Here is a 24,826-nt window from a genome sequence, read left to right on the forward strand (position 1 = left end):
GGATCAGTCCGAGCAGCCGATATAGATATATTCCTCTTCCGTAAAGAAGGATTGAGGATTAAGCCAAACGTAGGTGCCCTCCCCCGTTTGCTGCTTGATGCCATAATGCAGATGGGCGCCCGTGCTGTTACCGGTGTTCCCACTCAAACCAACCACATCTCCGTAATTCAAAATATCACCTTCGGATACCTGAATGCTGCTCAAATGCGCCAGCCAGATCTGGTACCCGTTGTTTTCCACCACGACGAGATTGCCCCATGGACCGTTCTCCGCAGCCCAGACCACTTTCCCACCCATCGTGGCGTGGACTGGCGTTCCTTCGTTTACAGGAAAGTCACTACCTGTATGGGTTTGATAATTTGGATCCTGAAAAACACACCCCAGCAATGGCTTGTCATACCAGGTGCTCCAAAGTTGGACCGGTCCCACAAGCGGCAGGCCATGAATATCCGCTTCCGGTCCAATGTAGCCATCCCATGGAACCGCACTCATTTCAGCCGGGGTGGAGCCGTCATCCGAACCGTTGTCAACTGTCTCTGCATATTGAGGGACATCGAAAAGCCACAATATCACTCCCGTCTGTGCCCAGGCGGGCAATTGTGGAATGGTCAGTACGATCAACAGGACATACCCAATGACCAATGCCACCCCGCAGAGCAGCGGGGCGGTCATCATCATGATCGAAAAGCGAAAGTAACCTTTCATTACAAAACACGGCCTAAACGATCCAGGTGAATCTCACCCTGACCGCCAGCCTGCAGCCCCATCGAGGCCTCGATGGAGAGGCCATTGCGGATCATCCTCATTGAGAGCCAATATGAAAGACTTGAGCCGATGATCACCGGAGATAACAAAAACGGATTTGCCGAATATAGCCTGCCGGTTTCGGGTGTGGTGATGGCGATCACCACCAAAACTGCAGGGGGGAATAGTGCCAGGAATCTAGCCTGCCACTCCACGCCTTTTGCCGCGGCACGAGCCCGCGAAAGCACCTCCACCACCGTTCCCAATGTCTTGCGTAGTGAGGCAACCAGGGGACTGATCTCGATACGCCCCTCCAGGGAGGCCAGCAGTGAAGTGGCTACGATATCGACCGCGGGATTATCCCAGGCAGTTGTCCACTCCCGCACGGCAAGCGCCGCTTCATCGGCAGGCGCAGTACGCAGGCGCACGACCAGATCACTCAGGACCAGCCTGCCATCCGGTCCAACAGCTTGTGCCGCATCGTCCAGAGCATCACCCAACGGCCTGCCTTGTGATAGCAAAGTCTCCACTACGCCAAGGCCGCGCAAAATGTCCTTGGCCTGTTTCAAGCGAAATTCCTGCCTCTTATCAGACAACGTGCCTGCATAAAGCAAACCTCCCGCAATTGCGAACAAGATCGCTGGAAAGACTCCGAGGAACATTCCGCTTATCAGCCCGCCTCCGGTCCATGCCAGAAACCCATAGGCAATCTGATTGAAAGCCAATCCGGTTCCTGTCTGACGCGCGAACTTTTCAGAGTCGAATTTTTTCTTTGGCTGCGCAATGCCCATGGCGCGTGCCATGCCTGCTTCATCCACGGTCCGTCGCCAGCCAATGGTGATGGGGATGGCTGCCAAAGCCAACGCAGCGATCAATGAAATCAAGGTGATCATAAATGTTCTCCTACCTGAACCATGTTGAAAGTTCCCTGGCACCGCCATTTGCCAGCCAGACCACAAAGTACACTCCTATGACACCAAGGAGCGTGGTCAATAACGAGTAGGCGCCTATTTCCTCCCATGCCAGACCAATGGGACGGATGAGACGGTTTGAAGTTTGCGAAACAAATGACGGTTCATGCGGTTCCTGATCAAAGGTCGGACGCTTCGGTTTTTGCTGTTGTTGCGGCGGGTGTATGTTTTCCGTTTTGCCAGTCGCGGACTGCTGGTTGACATACCGTCGGGCCTGCATCGAATAACGAAAACGCCGCGCAAGCCAGACTTCAGGAGGAACACGGTCCGGTCCCAACCTGAGCAGGGCCAGCGCCATAAACCCAACCAACACCAAAAATCCAACCACCATTTTCCCTGCAAAGGGAATGGGTAGAAATAAACATAGGACGGCCAGCAGCGCACCAGCGCCCAGGATGCCAAGATCGCGGTCGTTGAACATGGGGTCTAGAAAGGCGCCTGCGGCTCGAAACTTTTCAGCATCTCACCAATTTGCGGCAAAAATAAAAATGCGAACAAAACGATGATCACCAGCCCAACCACGCCAATGATGGCCATGGATGTCATGCGGCTGCCGCCGAAGGCCACGCCTGCCGTGCCTTGTAGAACAAAATACAAACCGCCCAGTAAGGCGACAACGATCAAGAGTCCTGCCATGAACGCCCAGGCGTCACGGGCAATGGCAAGGATTTGTTCCAGGATGGGTTCAAACATGGGGTATTTCTCCTTTCAAAATTCAACAGGTTCCAAGGAACCATGCGGTCAATGGAATGGCCATGCTTGCAAGGATCATTCCAAAAATGGTTTCACCACATTCGAGCAATGCATTTGCCAATGAGGAGGATCCACCCAGTGAAGCGGATACCATGGAAGCAAACGCCGCTTTCAACATTCGCAGGGCAGCCAATCCTCCGATCAAGCCCGAAGCAAGCGTTCCCAACTCGGTGATCGGTCCACATCCACCTGTGCCTGGCAATGAGGATTGCAGGGCACTGACAAGGCTGGGAATTCCCAAAAAGGCAAACAGCCCCAAAACCAGAATGGACAACAATGTGGACACAGAGGACCAGACCCAGTGACTGGCTCCCATCACGCTTGCCGAACTTGCGCGCAAGAATTGGGAGATGCCCGCCAAAAGTGCAAAGCCAAGGAAAGCACCTGCAAGTGCCATCCAGGCTTCACGGAGAAAGGTCAATAACAGGGAGGAAGCATCAAGCATGGGAGGAATCGTATTTGTGCATTTCGACTTCGAGTGCCGGGTAGAAGCGCTTACCCCAGAATTGCATTGCCCAACGGCGTGCGGGCCCGGTGCGATCCTTGAGGGTGATGACTTCCAGAGAGGCGCATCCGCATCCACGGACTTCGCCGCTTCTTCGAATGATCAGGATGCGGTCTGCTTCATAGGGAACACGTTCATCCCCCAAAAGGGCGGACAGATCGTCGCCTTCGTTGAAATGCTCAGACTTCAATGCAGCGGCGGCAATAATGGCCCAGCCGCGGCGGCGTGCCATCTCTCGCAGCGAGGCCGCGGCTTCGCCGCTGCGGCCATCCTCTTGCATCATGCCGGTCAGCCCAATTACCGGAACGCGATTGAGATAATCCACAGCGACCAATGCGGCACCCATGACGGGAAAGGCGTATTCATGGATCAGCGTATCCTCCAATGCCCGTACCGTATCTTCCTGAGCATTAAGGGAAAGCAGAACCGCTTCACTGGCACGCACAAGGGCCGTCTCCACCTTTTCCTGCGAGACTCGCGCATGGGGACCATTGAGTTTCGCCTCGGTCTGCAGGAACAATCTATAACGCAACTCTTCGGGGGTATGTTCGTAACATCCAATTACCGATGGGATGTGAGCGGAGGCAGCCTCAAATAACATCCGCAGCAGCCAGGAAGTCTTGCCTATTCCTGGCGCTGCGGCGAGGAGAGTCAGGCCGCCGCCCCAGAAGGGCAGGCCAGCAAAGACACCAAAGGAAGTGTAGGGTTGGGGGTTGCCCAGGGTTCCAGAGCGCGGCATGGGGTCATGATATGCAATTGTGGACTGGGGAGTGGCAATCGTGTCGTTATGAAATTCGAAGAAGGGAACGCAATATCAGATAGATGATCAAACCCGACAGAAGTCCAGGCAAGGCGGGGATGTTCCCAGCATGTCGCCGAATCCAAAGCCTGCGCCATAGTTCCAATCCAAAAAGGGACAATAAAACAGCAGGGAGTGGAAACAGACAGGCAAGCCCGCTGATCGCAAGCAGGTCTGCCCTGCCCATCATGCTCTTGCGGTACCCATATCCAGTGAGTAACACGGGCCAGGTGGGAGGGTAAAACAACAAAGGCAGGGAAAACAATCCTGGGATATTTCGGAAGACGCCCCAGGAGCAGGCCAAAACGATCATTCCAATTTGAAATGGTGCGGTGGGAAACTTCAACAGAATAGCCCCGATCAGGAAAATTTCGACCCCTGGAACCAGGCGATAGCGCAGGTCAGCATAGCTAAACAGGGCGAAGGATGCCAGAGCAAAGGATTCAACCAGAGTCATGCTTCGTCTCTTTCCCCCGTTTGCTGGGTTGGCGAAAAAGTGAGCATGCCTTTAATCTGGTTGGCCTGGCCGAGCTCGGAAGCCCGATAGAGCGGATCTGGGGATTGGCTTATTTCATCCGCATGATCGAGATAAGCCTTTACCATGTGGGCGGTATCTTCGGGATATTGTGCGGCAAGTACGTTTGGATCAAGACCATGTTGTGAGACATGTTGGGATAAGGCTTGAAAGCCGCGGTGGAATTCGTCGGCTGACCCGGTGAAGCTGGATCGGATGGCTGTGTTTACAGAGGAGGAAAATCCGAAATCCTGCGTTTGGGGTTGTTTCCCGCCAAAGCGTTCCATGCGTTCGCCGAGTTCCGCCTGTCTTGCAGCCAGTTCATGCCCATGTGCAAGGGAGCGGTTGTAGGCCGCAGGAGCATGAAGCCCCATCGCATCCAGTGTTCCTGCGCGTTGGGTATATTCCTGTGCTGCGTTTAAATGGCTCATTGCGGCTTGCGGACCGCTTAATCCACTTGTGGCAGCAGTTCCTGTCGCACCCATTGCACCCGCGCCAGTTCCTGCTGCACTTGCGCCAGCGCCTGCCGCTCCAATGCCACTGGCTGCCAGGGCTCCAATCGAGACAATTTGCTGGGCTGTTTTGACCATCTTCCCAAAGGCATCTGCGGTTGTAGAGATTGTCATTTTGCCGAGAATGCCAGCCAAAGACAGTAACAACCCTGTAGCGCCCCATAGCCATATGACCCGGATAACGGCGGAGAAAAGTCCCTGTTCACCAAAAACGTAACTTGCCGCCAGCCCAGCCTTGAACACACCACCCGCTACAATGGGTAACAGGGCGATCAGGACGACTGCCTTGATCCATAGAGAGCGCAGCCATCCCGCCTGCGGCAGGACACTTGCAATCGCAAGAGGCGGAGCAAGCACAGCCAGAATAAAGAGAACTGCATTCGCGGCGGCAAATGCAAAAAGCATTCCGCCAATCGCGAGCAGGGATCCAACGGAAAGTCCAATGGCGATCAGGCTGCCGAGAAAAGTGAGATTGGCAAGACCCAATACAACCGAGGTCGCCGTGGTGGAACTGACGAAATCCATTGCGAGGCTGCTGGTTTCACCGATCACCCGGCCAACCATCCACCAGCCCAGGCGGACGATCATGTCAAGGAATGGACCGGAGACAACCGCCAATGCTCCAGCGCCGACCCAATCGCCGATGACACGCAACCCGCTGTCTTCATCTCCCAACAGCCTTCCCCAATGATATAACGCCAGACGCAGGATGAACAAAGCTGGGGCCAGTGCGGCAGCAACAGGCAGACTCGATTGTGCCACCTTGCTGTAATCGCCATTGTTGGGAGCCTGGACGATATCGCCAATGACAAGAGTCCAACGCGCCACTTCCTCCCCCATGGCGCTGATTTCCTCGTCAGCGGCCTTATCGAAGATGCCAGCCAGTGCTTCTGAGATCGTTTCAGCGGGAAATACGAGGTGATGAAAGATGTCGGAGATGATGGTGGTTCCACCTCCATCATCTGGAGGATCCGGAGTGGGCGTGGGGGTGGGTGTTGAGGTGAGATCACGAATTACGTTGAAACTTTGGGCAGGCGGAATCGCCATTGCCAGACTGCCTAATGACATCACTGAAATGAACAGGACAAGTACGATGAAGGAGCGGGCTTTTTTCATAGGGTGGATAGGGCGTGTGAGGAGATGAAATTTTTATCGAAACACAAATGTTGGAATCCGCATTGTTTGCATATGGAAGGCTGACTCAGGGCGTTCAGTGGTGGATGAGGACCCTTCCTTGCCTGATTGGAAAGTGACTGAACCACTTGCTCGAGGTCCTCGTCGGAAAGTATTTGATCGAAGTGTGTGGCCTCACCAGTTTCACGATCCAGACCAAAGATGGTTGGAGTGTTTGGCCAGGGTTGTTTTCCCATTGAGGTGCAACGTCTCATCAGGGAAAAACGCAATTGATCCTGTTCCTGATTGGAGACCAGCAACCCGATCCTGGTTTCCATAACATGTCCCTTGGGAATCTTCCAGATCCAGGTATCGAACTGAATTGGCATTCGGGTGATGGGCAGGGTGAGGCATACCTTTTCACCGGCCAGTTTGTAACCGGAGGCCCGTTCAATCTGCATTCCGATGCGCCAATCCTGGGATAGAAAAGCCCAGGTACGGACATAAATGAAGAGGTTGCGCCAATCGCCGCCCAGGTTGTTGATCGCATTTTGCGCACCAAAGCGTCGACCTGCAGGGATTTTTCCTCCGCGAAAGAGCGGCATCAACTCAGGGGATCGGACGGGATGCTGCCTGCGATATTCCTCCACTTCTCGAATATAGGCCTTGATTTCTTCCTTCAATCCATCAAACCCGTATTTAACAAGAACATCATGCAGAGTTTCGCCGGAAACCAGATCTTGAAGCGCTTTCCAGACCGGGTCAAAGGGAGGAATCGGATCGGCTCCCACAAGCCACCAACGAGCGGCTGCGGGGCAAAAGGCATACAACATGGCAGAGAGGATGTGGTGTTCGCGCGCATTCTTGCGATTGAGCAGGGCAAGGAAGAGATCAGTGTACATACCAAAAAGCCAGCAGAAAGGGGATGGCCCGCCAGGCAGCAGGGGATTTTATTCCCGTAATGGGTTTCGTCTGAATGAGTCGCCAGATGATCTGGACGATCCCTGTGAGAAGGAAGGAAAGGAGGATCAACAGGGTTATGGGTGGAAAGTTCGATTCTGGCAGTGACCAAAGCACTGCCATCCAAAGTTTGACATCCCCTGCCCCGATCCAACCGCCAGACCACGCCAGAGTCAGCAGAAAACAGGCAAGCCACAGATCCATGCTTCCGGGAAAGTGCGCCAGGAAACCCGCAAGGATCAGGGGCAAAGTACACCAGTTCGGGATGCGATGGGTGCGAAGATCATACAGGCTTACGATTAGCAGATACAAAAGCAACCAGGTCATTGGTTGCTCATGATATTAGAGAAAATAAAGAGGTATGGGGGAAGTGTCGTTTTGGAACGCGCCATTGGATGCATGAAAATGCGTGCCAGAACCGTACGAGGTTACAAATCCTGACTAGGCATACAATCTGGTCTGATGTTGGCTGTCACCCGCAATCGCTAAATTCCATCCCCACCTACAAACCCTTTGGTCTTTTTCTTTCTCTAATTTCGCCTACCGCCTTTGTTACAGAAACAGTTATTTTCGTCTCTTGTTTTTTTATTGGTTTGACTTATACTGAACTTACGTTGTCTCAATGGTACTTATATAAACAAAGTCAGGGTGGAGCATTTTGTGGGAGAGAAAGAAATGAACGGAAAAGATCAAAACATGAAACGTATGGCCCTGATCGGGGCTGCTGTCCTTGTGATTGTCGCAGCCGCTTTTGCCTTCAGGAATTTCAGCACCCTGGGAGCCTCTGCGAGAGCACCGATGAGCGCAACAGTCAGTTTAAGCGTTGACAAAGAATCCTTCGACGGCAGCGACGATGTCCTGGTACACGTCACCATCACAAACCCGAACAATTACCCGATCCGCATTCTCAAATGGTTCACGCCGCTGAATGGGATTGAACGCTCGCTGTTCACCGTTACCCGCAACGGCGAATCCGTTCCTTACATTGGCAGGATGATCAAACGCGCCGAGCCGACTGAAGCCGATTACATCACGCTGGAGGCAGGTGGAAGTGTCACTGCCGATGTCAACCTCTCAGAATATTATGAGCTTTCAAGTTCAGATGATTATGAAGTGATATACGATGTCACCTCGCTTCAACTGTATGTGGAGAAGGAGATCGGCGAATTGAATAACGGCCGTTTGAGTTCGGCCCCGATAAAAATGTTTATCACAGGGCGCGAAGCCCCTGCTCGCTAGAAAATACTCAAGATTTTCTGGAATTTGGAGGAAATATGTAAAACGAAAGAACGACCTGAAGGTTCAGCATTACAGCAGCCCCAATCGGGGATTATTCATAAACCATCATTGTAGCTTGGAGGAAAATATGCAAATAAAGAACAGGATTTCTTTGACAGGAAAAAACCTTTTTCGGTTCATGATGTTTGCGGTAATTCTTGTTGCTTTTGGCATGTTGGGTGCGTCAGGCGCTCATGCACAGGAGCTTCCATCAATAGGATCGTTAAACGGGATGGCGGTTAGCATAAGTGTTGACAACTCTTCCTTTCGCAGCGGGGACGATGTAGTTGTTCACGTGAATATTAAAAATCCAACTGATTCTCAAGCCCGAATATTGAAATGGCTCACCCCTACGGCAGGTGTTGAACAGTCATTATTTAAAGTCAGCCTGGATGGAAAAGATGTAGCCTATCTCGGTAAACTGGTGAAACGCGCGGCTCCCACAGAGAGTGATTACATCACTTTACAGCCCGGGGAAAGCCTCTCTGGCGACGTAAACCTTTCCGACTATTATGACCTCTCAAGCTCGGGTAATTATGATGTGAATTACAGCGTTGTATCGGCTGAATTGTATTCAAACGGGGATAAGCAGCAATTGAAGAGCACTGACTTTCTGGCATCGAACGCGTTGAATTTGTTTGTTGAAGGTCGCGCCAGTCAGGTGCTTCCAGAGATGAGTCCATTGGTTGTCACCGGGACAACGGGGTTTGTTTCCTGTTCCGCTTCCCAACAAACGGACCTCATTAATGCTCGAAATGAGGCCAGCACGTATGCCGCCAATGCAGTGGCATATTTCAACGCAAACAAACAAGGCGCGCGTTATACAACCTGGTTTGGTGTCTATGACAGTGGGCGTTACAGTTCGGTGGCGGGCCATTTTGCAAATGTACAGAATGCGATTGATAACGCAAACCCCATGACTTTTGATTGCAGCCTTGACGCTTGCCAGAGTGGTTGGTTTGCTTATGTCTATCCTGATCAACCTTATACTATTCACCTTTGTGATGCGTTTTGGACTGCTCCCACCACTGGTACAGACTCGCAAGCCGGGACACTTATTCATGAAGTCACCCATTTCACAATAGTAGCTGACACCGATGACTATGCCTACGGTCAGTCTGCGGCCAAAGCTTTGGCGATCAGCAACCCTGCCCAGGCGGTCATGAACGCAGACAACCACGAATACTTCGCGGAAAATAATCCTCCTTTGGAGACTGGCACAGGTTCATGCTCTGGCGATTCCAATAGCCCGCTATTTACCACCCAAGATAATCAAGATAACGCGGGAAGCGGCGTTGGCGATTGCGATATGGATACATATCTTTTTAATACATCGTCAATACAGCCCATCGAATTTACTATAAATGTGCCGAGTGGTACCAGTGTTGCAAGCGCAGGATTACTACTCAAACAATGGGATGTTGATGAAACCGATGGTGAAGTGGACGAGGTTTATTTCAACGGAAACTATGCAGGTTCGCTTACCGGCGCAAACGGCATCTGGTCTACAACATTTCTTACACTTGACCCCAGTTGGGTCAAAGCTGGCGATAATCTTGTAAAGATTAATATCGATGTCCTTAATGTTGATGTATGGGCGGTTCAGACAGATTGGGGACAGCTCTTACTCAATGGAGAAACTGGCGGTACTGCAAACATAACTGCCACAACCCTGGACCAGGTGGAATATCAATCTGGCGCCCCCCTGCAGGTTGATATTGCTGTTGATACCATCCTGTCCAGCCAAAATGTCCAGATTGAAGTTAACCTTCGTGATCCAAAGGGCGTAATTCTGGATGGCGTGGTTATTGATCAGTCCTTGGTCTCCAAAGAAGTAGCGGGGAATGCCAGTGCTCCGGTTACGGTGAATTTCAATATGCCTTACGAGGGGCCGACCGGCACGTATGATATTCAGGTGCTGGTATATGATACGGCGTCCAACTTTATTCAAGATTATACAATTGTGCCGTTCCATCTGACCGGCACCTATACTTTTTACGATGTCCCATCCAGTTATTGGGCATGGCCATATATTGAAAGCTTATACAATGCCAGTATTACTGGTGGGTGTGGCTCTTCTCCATTAACCTATTGCCCGGAAGACACAGTGACACGCGCACAGATGGCTATCTTCATTTTGCGTGGTATTCATGGTAGTGCCTATACCCCTCCACCTGCCACTGGAACAGTTTTTGCTGACGTTCCGCTCGGCTCTTTTGCGGCGGATTGGATCGAACAACTGGCTCTTGAAGGTGTAACAGCGGGCTGTGGCAATGGAAATTATTGCCCTGATGCAACCATCACTCGTGCGCAAATGGCAATCTTCCTTCTGCGTGGCGAACATGGAAGTGCTTATATTCCCCCGGCGGCAACTGGAACCATTTTTAGTGATGTTCCACTGGGATCCTTCGCAGTTGATTGGATTGAACAACTTGCTGCGGAAGGGATTACAAGTGGGTGTGGCGGTGGTAATTACTGTCCGAATTCAAACGTGACACGTGCCGAAATGGCAGTCTTCCTGGTTAGGGCTTTCAGCCTGCCATAGTAATGGTAATTGTATTGAAGGGCGTTTCTGAGAAACTCAGAAACGCCCTTCTTTATTTAGCTACTTAATTGAATTTGCTGTTTCATAAATTGGTCAGGTTGTATAGAACCTACGATGTATTCTCAATAATATGCACATGATTTTACGCCTATGTTTTCGTAACAAAAGTGGTGGGTATTGACTTGAAAAGAGAGATGAGCTTCTTGCAAGATATGGATGTCGAAGCCAGTCTACAAGGAACTCATGCGGAATACATTTCAGCGGTGGGAACAAGTGAGCAAACCAGTCAAAGATGTACAAGTACGGAATGTAAAAGTGTATCGCTATCACTGTTGTCGCTGCAAGCAAACGTTTCGATATTATCCAGAATGGTCAGTTTCATGACGATCTGGCGGGATGTGCAAGCAGAGAAGGTCAAGAGAAGAAAACAATGGAAATCTGTGCGCGTTCCAGGGTTGGACGGTGCTTATGTCCTCGGCTGAGGGCGAGAAACAACCTGTGTAGGTGGCTATAGATTTGGAAGCAGGCGAACCAATCACGGTTGGATATATCAATGAGTATGATCCACAAGCAATTATTCGCGGGCTAAGACCTTTGGTGCAAGAAAACGGGATCAGTGTCATCGTCACCGATAATCTATTGAGTTGTGTAGGAAGTTCGACAACTCCTCGATGTCCTGCATCCATAAGGTAGTCAGCGCTTGCAAGTGCTCTGGAAACAATTGTCGGGCCGCAATTAAAGACCCGACCAGGCACGTTCGGCTATGGAACAATTTCGCGATTTGCTTGTGCGCTTGAGCTGCGATTGGTGTATATACTGCACTTTTCAATCTGAACTCCAAGCGCCTTGGACAAATCATGCTGCTGAACACGCCATTGGGCGAATGAAAATGCGTGCCAGAACCAGGCGAGGTCACAAATCCTGGCAAAGCACGCAATCTGGTCTGATGTTGGCTGGTACCTACAATTGCTAAATTTAATCCCCGCCTATAAACCTTTTTGTCTTTCCCTTTCCCTAATTTCGCCTACCGCCTTTGTTACAGAAACTACAAAAACAAGCACTTGACTTATTAGTTCAGATGGCTATAATTCGAATTGCAGGGTGCCCCCCTCACCCTGCCCCAGCCGCCGCAAGGCGGCTGGTTTGTTATATTACAAGATCTATTCCCAAATAGTTGGATCCTTGATCTGGTTATCACAACAAGCAAAATCACCTTTGTCCCGGGGTTATTATCAACAAACGGTAAAAAGAGCCTGCCGCGATGTTGCACATGCACGGGGATGATGCAAATCGCGCCACCAGACAGTTTGTGAAATACACCGATACCCAAACATTTCAAATCACATATAATCAAGTTATGGAATATGGAGGATACACTATGCTCCGCTCGATCATCATCATTTCCCTGCTGACCTTATGTCTCTCTGCATGTGGCGCACCTGTGCGGCAACCAGAATCTGCCACGCAGCCTGCGCCAAAATGGCCGGATGTGGCGCCTGTCGCCTCGTATGATATCCAAGTCACACTGGACGATGAAAACAAAACCCTGACCGGGCAGGAGCGCATCACCTACGTCAACACCAGTAAAACCCCCATTACGGATGCGGTCCTCCATTTATACCTGAACGCTTTTCGAGACGACCACAGCAGCGTATTCATGCAGGAAGCTGGTCCCAATCATCGTGGTTTTTCTTTGAGTGCAGAATATCCCGGCTCGATCAAGATCACAGACATTCACCTCGCGGATGGAACACCGCTTTCCCTTGAACTGATCGAAGATGAGACACTTGCCCACGCACAACTCCCCACCCCAATTGCTCCCGGCGAGACGTTCACCCTGGATATCGAATTCGAATCGCAACTGCCGCAAGTCTTTGCCCGTACTGGCTTCTACGAAGATTTCTTCATGGTGGGTCAGTGGTTCCCTAAATTGGGCGTCTGGCAGGAGGACGGCTGGAATGCCTATCCCTTCCATGCCAACTCGGAGTTCTTTGCTGACTTTGGAAATTACGATGTTCGCATCACCCTGCCCGAAAAATACGTCACTGCCGCGACTGGACTGCCCATCTCAACCGAAGCCAACGGCGATGGCACACAAACCGTGCAGTATCAGGCAAAAGGCGTGATCGATTTCGCCTGGTCTGCCTCGCCCAACTTCAAACAGGTCACCCGCAACGTGGACGGGATCGAGGTTGTTTACGTTTACCTGCCCGAACATGAATTCACCGTTGATCGGGTTTTGTACGCAGCGGAAGCGTCAATCACCAACTTTGGGGATTGGTATGGAGCATATCCCTATCCGCGGCTGACAATTGTTGACGTTCCAGATGGCGCTGGCGGCGCGGGAGGGATGGAATATCCCATGCTGATCGCCGCTGGATTGGAAGACTTTACCGGGCTGGGAATTATGAATGGGCAGTTTGACCGCCTGCTTGAAGTGGTCACGGTTCACGAAATTGGACATGAATGGTGGTATGCCGTGGTCGCCTTCAATGAGGCAGAAGAGCCCTGGCTCGATGAAGGCTTCACAGATTATTCCACCATGCGGCTGATGAACGAAGTCTACGGACCCAACAACGCCATTCAACTTGGCGGGATCAGGATGGATTACACGGAGCTGCGCCGCATGGACTACCTAAGCAGTCCAAGTGTCTCCATGTATGGCAAAGCGTGGGACTTTGGCGAGCTTGAATATGGTATTGCCACCTACTCAAAGCCAATGCTTTCGCTGGGCACACTCGAAAACGTACTTGGCGAAGAAACCATGCTCAAGATCATGAGCACGTTCTTTGAGCGATATAAGTTCGCACATCCGACGACTGAAGACTTCCGCGCTGTTGCCGAGGAAGTTGCGGGTCAAAAACTCGACTGGTTCTTCGAGGACATGGTCTATGGTGATAAGGTTTTGAACTACGCCGTTACAAAAGTGGATGAACACAGCATCACGGTTCAACGCCAGGGACAGCTGGTCATCCCGACCGAAATCCAAGTCACATTTGACGACGGTAGTACTGTGCTCGAACAGTGGGATGGTGTCGAAGCAAATGCCACCTTTGAATATCCAGATCGCCCGTCCATTCGTCAGGCAGTCATCGACCCGAATCGGGAAATACTCGTTGACTTGCAATGGTCTGATAATGGCATGTCACGCCGCATGGATGTTCTCTCCTGGCTGGCAGTTAACGTGCGCATCCTGTATCAGATTCAAAACTTGATGCTCGGACAAGGAGGGTTGTGATCATGGAAGAAAATACAAGAGTAAATGGACTGCAAGCCTTCCTAACGGGGTTGGCACGCTTCGCACGTTACCCGCAACTCCTGTTCAGTGCTTATGTATTCAACTTGTTAAGCGCACTGCTTCTCTTGCTGATTCCCGCGTTCTTTCTGCTCAAGCCTGCCCAATACACCACGATCCAGACAGCCGCCGATGGTATTGACACGTGGCTGGTCACGGAACTGATCATGTCCACAACAACAAACCCTGCCTTGCAAGGTTTGTCGGAAACGCTTCCGCCTGACTGGCTGGGACAAAGTGTGCTGGTAATCGTTGGCACATTATTTGTCATCCCCTTGTTATCCTGGCTTCCATCCAGCTTCCTCGCTGGTGGGACTTTGCTCACCTATGTTGAGGCGCCGCAGGAGTTTTCGTGGCGACGATTCCTGTGGGGCTGCTGGCATTGGTTCGGGACATTTCTGCTGATCAACATGCTGTTGGGGATCGTTACACAAGTGCTGGTGATATTACTGCTCATCGGAATCGGATTTGCCTTCTCGTCAATTGGAAGCTGGGCCAATTGGATCACCATCCCCATCTTTGTTTTTATCATGGTCCCCTGGCTGGCAATCCTTGAATATACGCGCTTACTCGCAGTCTCAGGCAATACACGTAATACTTTTCAAACGCTATGGAAAGCCATCGGACTGGTCTTTCATCGTCCGCTGGCTTTAATGGGTTTATATGTCCTCTCTCTGTTGACTTTATTATTGACACACATCATCTTTCGTCCCCTTTTATTGTCAGAATTTATTTCCTGGTGGCCGTTGTATTTGATCGTTTCCCAAATCTTCATTGCGACTCGGTTGTCGACACGCCTGATCCGTTGGGCTGGCGCAGTGGGCATCCAATAGACGGAATATCGTCACCCTACTAGCGCAAGAAGTGCGGACGGGAGATTACACCTGACGAAACCCATGTTGTTCGGCGCATCAATCATGAGGTGGCTGGGGTGACAGGATGTTATTTGTCGCAATGATTTCATCCCTTGCCCACCCCCTTAAATTGGCATACACTGGTATAAAACAGAATTGGGTAATCAGCGGAGCCATAATAATGGACAAAACCCAGGCGCTTCAAAACCTTCTCAATGGGACGGCAACAGAAGAGGAAATCAACCTGCTAAAAGGCGGACTTGCCAGCGGGGAGATTTCCATCGGCGGGAATGTCAACCAGTCGGTCATCATCATCGGCAGCGGCAACACGGTGGAGCTTTCGCCTGCCGCCTTGGATAGACTAGGCGGGCGCTCGCTGCTTGGAGATTTGGATCGTGACCTGACAGGGGACGAAATCGCTGCGGGACTAAACCGCCTCGAAGCCGAACTCCCAATCCGCGCCCCCATCCTGTTAACCCAATTCCAAGAACAGACTCGCCGTCTGCGCCCCTCGCTCAAAACCAACCCCAAATCCCTAAGTGACCATGCCCACAGGGAACGCGTCGAAGCACTGGCTCAGGTGAACAGCCTGTGCATGGAAGCGCTGGACATTTCGTTCAATGCATTGTGTCTCGGCGAAGAACCACCCGAATACGACCCACGCTCCCCGTTCCGCGGACTGGAATCCTTCCGCCCCGAAGACAGCGAGTTCTTCTTTGGACGTGAGGCATTAACCAAGAAACTCGTTGGCAAGATAAACTCCCATCCTTTCCTTGCCGTACTTGGCGCATCGGGAAGCGGCAAGTCATCTTTGGTGATGGCTGGTTTGATCCCCGCACTCGGTTCAGACCATGTTATCTTTCGCCCAGGGACAAATCCGCTGGAAGCATTGGAAACGATGAAAGAAAATACCCTCGTGGTGGTGGATCAATTCGAGGAGTTGTTCACGCTCACAAGAGATGATGTTTTGCGTAAGGAGTTCATAGCCAGGTTATTTGAAACCATCGGACATAACAAAGTAATTATCACCCTGCGTTCTGACTTTTTAGGTGAAGTGGCAAAATATCGCACTTTGAATGACGAGGTACAGAATCATCTTGAAAACGTCCCGCCTATGGACTTGGACGAACTGCGCCGCGCGATGGAGGGGCAGGCGGGTGTAGTGGGCTTATGCTTTGAAGCAGACCTCAGCCAGCAGATCCTCGACGATGTGGCAGGTGAGCCTGGTGCGATGCCCCTGCTCCAACATGCGTTGTGGGAATTGTGGAATCGCCGTCATGGACGCAACCTGCGTGCGTCAGAATACCGCGCCTTTGGCGGAGTCAAGCAGGCGATTACCAACACCGCCGAGAAAGTCTATGGGGAATGCATCAAAGCAGAACAGGAACAACTGCGTGATATTTTCTTGCGCCTTACCCGTCTTGACGACAGCGATGAAAGACGCGACACGCGCCGACGCATCCCGCTGAGCGGCCTAATCCCCTCGGAACACGATATAGCTTCGATCACATTGCTTCTCGATAAATTGGCTAACGCACGGCTGATTGTGAAGACGGTCTATGACGACAAAACCGAAATCGAAATCGCGCACGAAGCGCTTATCCGCCACTGGAGCAGATTGATTGTTTGGCTTAACGAAGACCGTGATTATTTACGCCTGCGTGAAGGTGTAAGTGAAGATGCGCGTGAATGGGAGAACTCAGGCAGGGATGCATCACTTCTCAACCATCGTGGCGCACGTTTGGAAATGGCATTAGCAATAAATAAAAAAGCGTCCAGCCGCTTGAACACCTCAGAGCAAAATTACTTGAACGCCTGTGAATTTTTGCGAGTAAAAGAGCAAAAGGAGAAATATCTTCGACGGGCTGTGGTAGCCTCCATTATCATTTTGGCGCTGATCTCAATTTCAGTGATAACCACGATGGGACTAACCGGCCAGCTTTCACGTTTGATCTATCGCCCATTGGATATCGTGTGGGTTGAAATTCCCGCCGGTGATTTTCTGATGGGCAGCAGCGACAAGGAAATACTGGCCGTACAACAGGCTTGCCCAAGTTGTGATGTCCGCAATGAACAGCCCGTCCATAAGGTTTATTTGGATGCATATTCGATTGGCAAGTATGAAATCACTAATCAGCAATATAACCAGTGTGTAAAGGCGGGATTATGTAATCGCCCTGCTAATAACCTTTATGCCACTGATGAATTTGCGTCATATCCCGTCACACACGTGGCCTGGAAAGATGGTCTTGCGTTCTGTGAATGGAATGGTGGAAGCCTTCCCAGCGAAGCGCAATGGGAAAAGGCTGCGCGTGGAAGCAGTATTGAGCCATCTGCGGGACTTACATATCCATGGGGCGATACATGGGACGCTACAAGAGCCAACGCCGATATTGGCAACAATGGAAGCGTGATGAAGGTTGGCAGTTTTTCCCCATTGTCTGATGGCGAATATGGTGTTGCAGATATGTCTGGAAATGTATGGGAATGGGTATCAGACTGGTACAAAGCCGACTACTATACCGCCTCTCCTGCTCGGAACCCCACTGGTCCAGAGAGTGGGAACTACAAGGTATTGCGTGGTGGGTCGTTTGCCAATAGTTCGATAGATGCCCGTTCCACCTATCGGACATACTATGACCTTGGGAATGTTTCAAACGATCTGGGGTTTAGGTGTGTAAAATGAAAACTAAAAATCAAACTGTCAACCTGCTTATTCTTGCGATTCCGTTACTCTTTGGTGTGCTGGCTTGTAACCTGTCGGCAATCTATCAGATAGAAGAACCACGCATGACGCTCTGCAAGCCAGATTCGCAGATTTGTTCGCTTTCCCAAAAAACTTCTCTTTCGCCTTCCAACGAACAGAATGTGTGTATTGTATGGACCGAGGTGAATCGCCCTGCGTCTGAAGATTTGAACATATTTATATATGATCAAAATCAAAAAAAGGTTTTTTCTTATGTGGATAAGATCGTCGAGGAGGGAGGTGCCAGCGAAGTAAGTGAATGCAAGTACGTTGTTGTTGATGAGTCTTTGCCTGCTGGAGATTATTCCACCGAGTTTCGCTCCGGACAGTATAGTGAGACGATAAAGTGGAAATTGGAAAGAAACTACTCCCCATGATCTTGAAAAGTGTCTGAAAAGCCCGCTTTTCACCACGAAGATACAAAGGCGCCAAGACTCACAGAGAAAAAGAACTTCTTGTTTTCGTGTCTTTAAGACTTTATGGTTGAGTTTTCAGACACTCTCTTAGAGATCATGCCCTTACACCAAAAGGACCTGACATGTATAAACCTAAAAAGAACAGGCTGGTATGGATAATCGCAATATTCATCTTTTGTTTGTTGTGTATTGTGGTCAGCTTTTTAGCCACTTATATTTTTCAACTCAGACTTGAGCCGACTTATCACCTTGAGGATGTAAAAATGGTGTCTTGCAAAAGCTTTGAGACCCAGATGTGTTCTGCGGATACTGTTACATTCTATTCGGCAGGGGAGGATAATGACATTTGTGTTGCATGGGTGGAGGTTGGCAGAAAACAATATGACAGTCTTGCCATTGTGATATATGACAAGTCGAACAAGGCCGTTTTCTCTTATGAAGATGTTCAGTCTCCTTCTTCAATACAGTCGAGGGCATGTAAGTCTGTGTCAATTGATACGATCTCAGGTCCCGGGGACTATCGAACTGAATTTGTGATTTCGGGGCGTCCATTTCAGTCTCCTGTTCTTTGGTCGATCAAGTAAGAAGGTAATAGAATTACCAAAGTTTATTTTATGTTTTATCAAACGCAGCCAACCAATTTAATAACGTTGGTACTTGCGGTGCACTCCATTGCCGGTGAACAAATTTTCCAGCCATTCAACTTTTCAAGATGTAAAAGTTATCCATCTTACAGTGGCGATGCATTGCCTACCGCCATATTAGACGACTTTTCCCAACCTGCCAATTGAGTCAGAGTCCACGCCAATGCTATGAGACGGTTAATAAATCCTGTCATGACTTCACAACTTGGAACGCATTAGCCTCTCATCATCCTGCGTCATTCAGCAACTCATTCCAAATCGAACCCAACCCCAACCTAACAACCCATTCATCAATATATTCTTCATCTTGCTTTTTCTTGCGTACAAGATCGCTGCTATATCCCGCGCATGCTTTGGTTTTCCATTCAATTCAAAATGAAGCAGTTTATACAAGATCAAGTCTTCGGGGGAATGAACATACACTTCTCCAATCGGTGGACCATAATCCACCAGGACACGGCGCTTGAATGCGCTCTGCCTAAGTACATCGCCTTCTCTCATCAAGTACAGATCCGCCTTCAAGCCACTGTACATGTGGATGGCATTCAGGGGAATATCCGCCCGATCCTCAATCATGGCGTCAAGAATAATATCAGCGGGTACCAGCATGTCTCTCTTCTCAAGTTCCTTTGAAAACTTGCCGGTGGATTTAACTGGAAGGTCAATCACAATATCAAGATCCTGTGTGGCACGCGGTTCACCCCACGCCCATTCCGCAACCGCGCCGCCTATCATATATTCAACCTGGGTGGTTTTTAGACAGTCCAGGAGTAACTTGAGAAATTCGGTGATATCCAACGGTCTGTTTTCACTTTTCATGATACGCTCTCTGAAGTGCCATTCGATTGGCTTCTTGTAAGGTAAGGTTGGCGTTTTCCTGTTGGATGCGGTACGCCACCACTTTCCGAGCCATGTCACTAATGGCGCAGCCTTGTCGAAAACGATCCGCAGGTGACAGAAGTTGATAAATATCCATCTGGCGCGGATCCACTTCTCCAGCGCTGGACTTTATCATTTGCTTGAATGTAGGAGATAAAGTGGGCTGTCCTTTTAGATAATATCCAAGGCTTTCCTTGTTTCGGCTGTATTCCAGCACATGGTTTTCCGCATGGAACGCCTGCTTGACCATCCGTATATCGCGATAAAAGGTATCCTCCCAGGCAGATATGCCAAAACAGCCCTTGCCCAATCTGTACTCTACTCTGGCAATTAACTGAGCACGGGTCAGATAACGTTCATTCCACAGGATTTGCAGAAGAACGACTCGGCGCGCAGTGGTCATATCGCGCTGCATGGCGTCATGGAGGACAATCTCAATCACCTTGCGGGGTAAGACTGTGTTCATCATATCCTCCATTATACCTGATTTATAAATCAGTATTGATATAGATGCGTTCTGAAGATTGACATTTACATCAGACAATCAACTCGCCTGCAAAACTGAGGACATCCCGCCAAACCGACTACAATTCATCCTGATGGTCCTCCACCTCACCTGCCACTCCTCCTATTCCTTGCAGGAGGGACTTGCCACACCTGTCGAACTCATCCAAGCGGCACAATCATATGGCATGTCTGCGCTGGGACTCACCGACCACAACCTGCTCACAGGTTCGATAGAGTTCGTTACAGCTTGCAGGGATGCGGGCATTCAACCCATTCTCGGTCTGGAGATTGACTTCGAGGAACGTCCACTTCAACTGCTGGCAACGAGTTTTGAGGGTTGGTCAAATCTCTGCCGCTTGAGCAGTGCCATTGCGCTGAATACTCCCTGCTCTCTTGAATTACTCGCCTCCCATTCCAAAGACCTGATTGCATTATCGGGGAATCCCAAACCGTTGATTGATATTTTCGGGGATCGCCTGTATTTTGCTTTGAGCGACCCTGCCCAAGTCATCCCTAGATTTGCGAATCCCGTCGCTGTTCATCCCATCTACTATCTCCATCCCGAACAAGCCGTTTTGCAGCGCACACTTACCGCCATCCGCTTGAACCAAACAGTGGAAAAAATACCCGTCCATTCGGGTATGCACTTTCCCAGTCCGCAAGAAATGGAACACCGCTTCGTAAACTTCCCTGAGGCGCTGTCTGCCACACATGAAATCGCGGAGCGCTGCCGTTTCGATTTTCCACTCAACGTCCCACGCATGCCCACCGTCTCATTGCCGAAGGGCGTCACCGCCGCAGAACATCTGCGCGAGAAGGCATTTTCTGGTGCGCGGGCTTTGTATGGTGAGGTCACACCCATTATTCAAGAACGTCTGAATCATGAACTGGACACCATTGCCCGTATGGGCTTCGAACCGATCTTCCTGATCGTCGAAGACATCCTGAACTTCGCCAGGGAAACGGGCGTGCCCTTTTCTTCGCGTGGATCGGCGGCGTCCTCGCTTGTGGCGCATTGCCTCGGCATCACCAGTCCCGATCCGCTGCGACTGAATTTGTATTTCGAACGCTTCCTCAATCCCGCACGAACCACCCCGCCCGATATTGATACCGACCTTTGCTCGCGCCGCAGGGATTCAGTCATCGAACATGTCTTCGACGCCTATGGCGCAGAGCGCGTTGCGATGGTGGGAACAATCAACCGCTACCGACCCCGCTCGGCGCTGGCGGATGTGGCAAAAGCCCACGGTCTGCTCCCCGAACCAAATCCGCGAACTGGCGAACCAGCTTCCGCATTCGTGGTGGGCACGTTTCGAGGAAACTGAAGAAGGAAAAGACTCGCCCTCGCCCTTTGAGGAGTTGCGTGCTGCATATCCATCGAAGGGAGTCATCTTCGATGAAGCCGAAGCCATTTTGAAAATACCGCGCCATTTGTCGGTCCACCCTGGCGGCGTGATCGTCGCGCCCGCCGCCTTGACCGATCTCGTGCCCGTCATGCGCTCAGGCAGCAAGGGTGTGATCATCACCCAATTGGATTTGGAATCCGTCGAGGCGTTGGGACTGGTCAAGATCGACCTGCTCGGCATCCGTGGGCTGACCGTTCTCGGCGACGTAGCAGAATTCATTCAAGAGAGTCAACCCGAACAATTTGCCAATCGACTGGCAGTGCTTGATTCCACTCCATCCGATGACCCTGCCACCTCCAAACGGGTGGAGAGCGGTGACACGATTGGCTGTTTTCAGATCGAAAGCCCGGGGATGCGGGCGACCCTGCGCGAGATCCACGCCAAAAGCGAAGATGACATTATGGCCGCACTGGCGTTATATCGTCCCGGTCCGCTCAGCGGCGGGCTGAAAGATGCTTTTGTGCGCCGATTCAAAGGTGAGGAACAGGTCAGGCATTTGCATCCCGCACTTGCGCCATTGCTGGATGAAACCTTTGGTGTGATCCTTTATCAGGAGCAGGTGCTGCGCATTGCGCATGAACTGGCTGGCTTCGATTTGTCCGAAGCAGATTTGCTGCGTCGCGCAATGAGTCACTTTGATCCTGGCAGGAAGATGCAGGAATTGCAGCGCAAGTTTGTAACACAAGCACAGGAAAAGAGTGGTGTCCCTATTGAAACAGGAGAACGAGTCTGGGAGATGATGGCGGCATTCGCAGGCTATGGTTTTCCAAAAGCTCATGCTGCATCTTATGCACAGATTGGATGGCGTTCTGCATGGTGCAAGGAACATTTCCCCGCTGAATTCATGGCGGCGGTGCTGGCCAATTGGGGCGGGTATTACAGCCAGCGTGTCTACCTCAGCGAAGCCCGAAGGATGGGTCTCGTCGTCCGCCCGCCGCATGTCAATTTTTCCGGCACCAGTTTTCAGGTCCGAAATGAAACGTTGTACATGGGGCTGGAACAAGTCAAGGAGTTGACGAGGCGCACCATCCAGCGCATCATGCAATTCGCGCCTTTTGAATCCCTGGATGATTTTCTCTCACGTGTCGATCCGCGCAGGCAGGAGGCAATTAACTTGGTACGCGTTGGTGGTCTGGAAGGGTTTGGATCCATCCCCGCCATGCTGCAACGATTGGAAGGTGGCTGGCAGGCCGGGCAGATGAGTTTGTTTGGATGGGATGACAACGAAAAGGACTGGCCCCTGGAACAAAAAGTGGATGCGCAACTGGAATTGTTAGGCGCGAGTTTGGAAGCGCATCCGCTCGAACTGCTGGCTGATCGAGTTTCAAAAAGCGGATCCATCCCGATGGTGGACGCAATCGGGAAACTGGGACGACGTGTGACGGTCGCAGGCATTCGTCAAACATCACACCACAGCCGCACCGCAAAAGGAGAGCCCATGCTATTTCTGACTCTGGAAGACTTGACCGGCATCCTGGATGTGATTGCCTTCCCCAATGTATATCGCACCGCAAAGGATCTACTGAACTCCACCTCCCCGATCCTGGTAACAGGGATCATGGAAATGGACTCTTCCCGCGGTGAGTTTTATTTGAGGGCCGAACGGGTGGAGATGTTGAGGTAAATTGCGTCTTGTAACATGCCAGTGACAGTTTCATTACTCAGACACATCGGTTTGTATTTGATGTAAAATATATTCATGAATCGTAAAGTTCCTCTGCGTATCAGGAAATTGATGAAAGAGTTGAAGGCAGCGCTTGTTCGCATTTATGGCGACAAGTTAAAGGGCGTATACCTCTATGGCTCATACGCGCGCGGCGATTACCGCGCGGGTTCGGATGTGGATGTAAATGATTTTGCTAAAGGACTTCAAAGATTATTGGAAGGAATGGCAGCGTTCCAGCGCGTACGTGAGTGATATTTCCCTGAGTACGATGTTACAGTGAGTTGTATCCTAATCAAAGAAATCCAATGGAAAGAAGCCGATAAGCCCGTTCTACACAGCATCCGCCGGGAAGGGCTGCCTGCATGAAAGAACATTCCCGCAAACTATTTGCGAAAGCGGTGGATACCATTGAAGGCGCGGAAGGTTTGCTCAACATGGACAAGCCAGAGATTGCGGCAGGGCGCGCTTATTATGCGATGTTTTATGTTGCCGAAGCTCTGCTATACGAAATTGATTTGGAATTCAGCCAGCATGGTCAGGTTATTGCTGCATATGGGAAAAATTTTGCCAAGACAAAAGAACTCGACCCAAAATTCCATCATTGGCTGAGGGGCGCCTTCGATACTCGCATCTTGAGCGACTACGATGTGGATGCTGATATCAGCGCTCAGCTTGCTGCAAGTCTTATCAACCAGGCACGGGAATTTCTTCAGGCTGCACAGTTGTATCAAGAAAAGAAAGGAACCAAAAAGTAATACACTTATCTCACCCTGTAGCGTAGTCCCAATTGCAGATTGAACCAAAGCCAACAGCAGCCACAAAATCAACAAAGGTCTCGGAGAAAACTCTGAGGCCTTTTCTTTTCCCAGCGAATTGGCGGCAAGTCAAATCGCGGCAAAATGAACTCTTCCCGTCGTGAGTTTTATTTGAGGGCAGAACGAGTGGAGATATTGAGGTAGCTCTTATCTTGTAACGCGCTTCAATTTGGAATACACTATCCACAGAATGGGTTAGATAAGCAAAGTTGGAAGATCAGCGGCACGGAAATTGTCACTCCCCCGGAGCATCCCATGGACAAGACCAAGCGCTTCAAAACCTATTGCAAGGCAAAGCTACGAAGAAAGAAATCGAGCTACTCAAGCAGGCGCTTGCTAGCGGGGAAATTTCCATAGGTGGAGACGTGAACCGTTCGGTGGTCATCATTGGGAGTGGAAACAAAGTTGAACTTACGTCAGGAAGCATTGGATCTGATCAAGCCTGAAACTACAAGTGAAAAACCTGCGGAAGGCGAGCCGCCCATATGGGGCTACACTATTTCGATACCCAAGACGCGGACTTGTTTTTACGGGCGCTTAAGGGCATTGACCCGTGAACTGTTGGCGCGTGCAAAAGAATCGCTTCCCTGCCATCGTGGGCGCATCGGGCAGCGGAAAATCGTCCGTGGCGCGGGCGGGACTCATTCCCGCGTGGACAAAGGAAAACAGGCCGTGGGTAGTCTACGTCACCACACCCTGCGCACCCGTTGGAGGTCTCGCTGCGAAGTCTGACCCGTGAATCAGGATCGGTCACGGCAACCTCCACGTTGATGGATGATATGAACAGAGGCACACGCAGTCTGCGGTTGTACGTGAAAAAGGCGTTGGGGGAAACGAAATTGTTATTGCTGGTTGACCAATTCGAGGAAACATTGCACTTATGTAAAGACGCCGATGAGCGCAA

At 50.7% G+C, this 24,826-nt stretch carries 23 protein-coding genes; 11 read left to right on the top strand and 12 right to left on the bottom strand.

Features of this window, described 5'->3' with window-relative positions:
* Window positions 1-3 precede the first annotated feature (3 nt).
* Genes IPI86_RS20630 through IPI86_RS20675 form a run of 10 tightly spaced genes read right to left on the bottom strand, consistent with a single transcriptional unit; the run spans window position 4 to window position 7,198 of the window.
* Window positions 4-705 (bottom strand): M23 family metallopeptidase, encoded by a 702-nt coding sequence (locus IPI86_RS20630; protein WP_345299900.1) that lies wholly within the window; start codon window positions 703-705, stop codon window positions 4-6.
* Complete coding sequence (locus IPI86_RS20635) at window positions 705-1,637, bottom strand: hypothetical protein (RefSeq protein ID WP_345299901.1); 933 nt, start codon at window positions 1,635-1,637, stop codon at window positions 705-707. The genes IPI86_RS20630 and IPI86_RS20635 overlap by 1 nt, the downstream gene beginning before the upstream one ends.
* Window positions 1,638-1,647: 10 nt before the next feature.
* Window positions 1,648-2,136, bottom strand: a complete 489-nt coding sequence (locus IPI86_RS20640; RefSeq protein ID WP_345299902.1) for a hypothetical protein — start codon at window positions 2,134-2,136, stop codon at window positions 1,648-1,650.
* Between the two features lie 5 nt (window positions 2,137-2,141).
* Window positions 2,142-2,408, bottom strand: coding sequence for a hypothetical protein (locus IPI86_RS20645; protein WP_345299903.1), 267 nt, complete (start codon window positions 2,406-2,408; stop codon window positions 2,142-2,144).
* Between the two features lie 22 nt (window positions 2,409-2,430).
* Window positions 2,431-2,913, bottom strand: a complete 483-nt coding sequence (locus IPI86_RS20650; RefSeq protein ID WP_345299904.1) for a hypothetical protein — start codon at window positions 2,911-2,913, stop codon at window positions 2,431-2,433.
* Window positions 2,906-3,712 carry a DnaB-like helicase C-terminal domain-containing protein gene (locus IPI86_RS20655; RefSeq protein ID WP_345299905.1) on the bottom strand — a complete coding sequence of 269 codons (807 nt, stop codon included), beginning with the start codon at window positions 3,710-3,712 and terminating at the stop codon, window positions 2,906-2,908. The genes IPI86_RS20650 and IPI86_RS20655 overlap by 8 nt, the downstream gene beginning before the upstream one ends.
* Before the next feature lie 46 nt (window positions 3,713-3,758).
* Entirely contained in the window at window positions 3,759-4,229 is a 471-nt protein-coding gene (locus IPI86_RS20660) for a hypothetical protein (protein WP_345299906.1), read from the bottom strand.
* Window positions 4,226-5,914: a hypothetical protein gene (locus IPI86_RS20665; protein WP_345299907.1), complete on the bottom strand. Its 1,689-nt coding sequence runs from the start codon at window positions 5,912-5,914 to the stop codon at window positions 4,226-4,228. The genes IPI86_RS20660 and IPI86_RS20665 overlap by 4 nt, the downstream gene beginning before the upstream one ends.
* Window positions 5,911-6,813, bottom strand: a complete 903-nt coding sequence (locus tag IPI86_RS20670; protein WP_345299908.1) for a hypothetical protein — start codon at window positions 6,811-6,813, stop codon at window positions 5,911-5,913. The genes IPI86_RS20665 and IPI86_RS20670 overlap by 4 nt, the downstream gene beginning before the upstream one ends.
* A complete protein-coding gene (locus IPI86_RS20675; protein ID WP_345299909.1) occupies window positions 6,803-7,198 on the bottom strand; it encodes an A24 family peptidase in 396 nt (131 codons plus the stop codon). Before IPI86_RS20675 ends, IPI86_RS20670 begins: the two co-directional genes overlap by 11 nt.
* Before the next feature lie 348 nt (window positions 7,199-7,546).
* Between IPI86_RS20675 and IPI86_RS20680 the strand changes: the two genes are divergently transcribed.
* The 6 genes from IPI86_RS20680 (at window position 7,547) to IPI86_RS20705 (ending at window position 17,966) form a co-directional block, all read left to right on the top strand.
* Window positions 7,547-8,110 carry a hypothetical protein gene (locus tag IPI86_RS20680; RefSeq protein ID WP_345299910.1) on the top strand — a complete coding sequence of 188 codons (564 nt, stop codon included), beginning with the start codon at window positions 7,547-7,549 and terminating at the stop codon, window positions 8,108-8,110.
* A 127-nt stretch (window positions 8,111-8,237) separates the two neighbouring features.
* Window positions 8,238-10,694, top strand: a complete 2,457-nt coding sequence (locus IPI86_RS20685; RefSeq protein WP_345299911.1) for a M35 family metallo-endopeptidase — start codon at window positions 8,238-8,240, stop codon at window positions 10,692-10,694.
* A gap of 1,378 nt (window positions 10,695-12,072) precedes the next feature.
* On the top strand, window positions 12,073-13,932 hold the full coding sequence (locus IPI86_RS20690) for a M1 family metallopeptidase (protein WP_345299912.1): 1,860 nt from the start codon (window positions 12,073-12,075) through the stop codon (window positions 13,930-13,932).
* A gap of 2 nt (window positions 13,933-13,934) precedes the next feature.
* Entirely contained in the window at window positions 13,935-14,822 is an 888-nt protein-coding gene (locus tag IPI86_RS20695) for a hypothetical protein (RefSeq protein WP_345299913.1), read from the top strand.
* Window positions 14,823-15,024: 202 nt separating this feature from the next.
* On the top strand, window positions 15,025-17,529 hold the full coding sequence (locus IPI86_RS20700) for an SUMF1/EgtB/PvdO family nonheme iron enzyme (RefSeq protein WP_345299914.1): 2,505 nt from the start codon (window positions 15,025-15,027) through the stop codon (window positions 17,527-17,529).
* Complete coding sequence (locus tag IPI86_RS20705) at window positions 17,526-17,966, top strand: hypothetical protein (protein WP_345299915.1); 441 nt, start codon at window positions 17,526-17,528, stop codon at window positions 17,964-17,966. Before IPI86_RS20700 ends, IPI86_RS20705 begins: the two co-directional genes overlap by 4 nt.
* A gap of 923 nt (window positions 17,967-18,889) precedes the next feature.
* Here IPI86_RS20705 and IPI86_RS20710 read toward each other — a convergent pair.
* Together IPI86_RS20710 and IPI86_RS20715 are read right to left on the bottom strand one after the other, a co-directional pair.
* Window positions 18,890-19,468, bottom strand: coding sequence for a hypothetical protein (locus IPI86_RS20710; RefSeq protein ID WP_345299916.1), 579 nt, complete (start codon window positions 19,466-19,468; stop codon window positions 18,890-18,892).
* Complete coding sequence (locus tag IPI86_RS20715; RefSeq protein ID WP_345299917.1) at window positions 19,458-20,072, bottom strand: hypothetical protein; 615 nt, start codon at window positions 20,070-20,072, stop codon at window positions 19,458-19,460. Before IPI86_RS20715 ends, IPI86_RS20710 begins: the two co-directional genes overlap by 11 nt.
* Here IPI86_RS20715 and IPI86_RS20720 point away from each other — a divergent pair.
* The 5 genes from IPI86_RS20720 to IPI86_RS20740 all read left to right on the top strand — a co-directional run bounded on the left by IPI86_RS20720 (window position 20,053) and on the right by IPI86_RS20740 (window position 24,654).
* Entirely contained in the window at window positions 20,053-21,360 is a 1,308-nt protein-coding gene (locus IPI86_RS20720) for a PHP domain-containing protein (RefSeq protein WP_345299918.1), read from the top strand. The genes IPI86_RS20715 and IPI86_RS20720 overlap by 20 nt on opposite strands.
* Window positions 21,266-23,065 (top strand): OB-fold nucleic acid binding domain-containing protein, encoded by a 1,800-nt coding sequence (locus tag IPI86_RS20725; protein WP_345299919.1) that lies wholly within the window; start codon window positions 21,266-21,268, stop codon window positions 23,063-23,065. Before IPI86_RS20720 ends, IPI86_RS20725 begins: the two co-directional genes overlap by 95 nt.
* A 75-nt stretch (window positions 23,066-23,140) precedes the next feature.
* On the top strand, window positions 23,141-23,359 hold the full coding sequence (locus IPI86_RS20730; RefSeq protein WP_345299920.1) for a nucleotidyltransferase domain-containing protein: 219 nt from the start codon (window positions 23,141-23,143) through the stop codon (window positions 23,357-23,359).
* 110 nt (window positions 23,360-23,469) lie between these two features.
* Window positions 23,470-23,862: a HEPN domain-containing protein gene (locus IPI86_RS20735; protein ID WP_345299921.1), complete on the top strand. Its 393-nt coding sequence runs from the start codon at window positions 23,470-23,472 to the stop codon at window positions 23,860-23,862.
* Between the two features lie 465 nt (window positions 23,863-24,327).
* Window positions 24,328-24,654, top strand: a complete 327-nt coding sequence (locus tag IPI86_RS20740; RefSeq protein WP_345299922.1) for a hypothetical protein — start codon at window positions 24,328-24,330, stop codon at window positions 24,652-24,654.
* Window positions 24,655-24,826 lie beyond the last annotated feature (172 nt).

The sequence above is a fragment of the Candidatus Villigracilis affinis genome (genome assembly GCF_016705895.1).
GTDB lineage: Bacteria > Chloroflexota > Anaerolineae > Anaerolineales > Villigracilaceae > Villigracilis > Villigracilis affinis.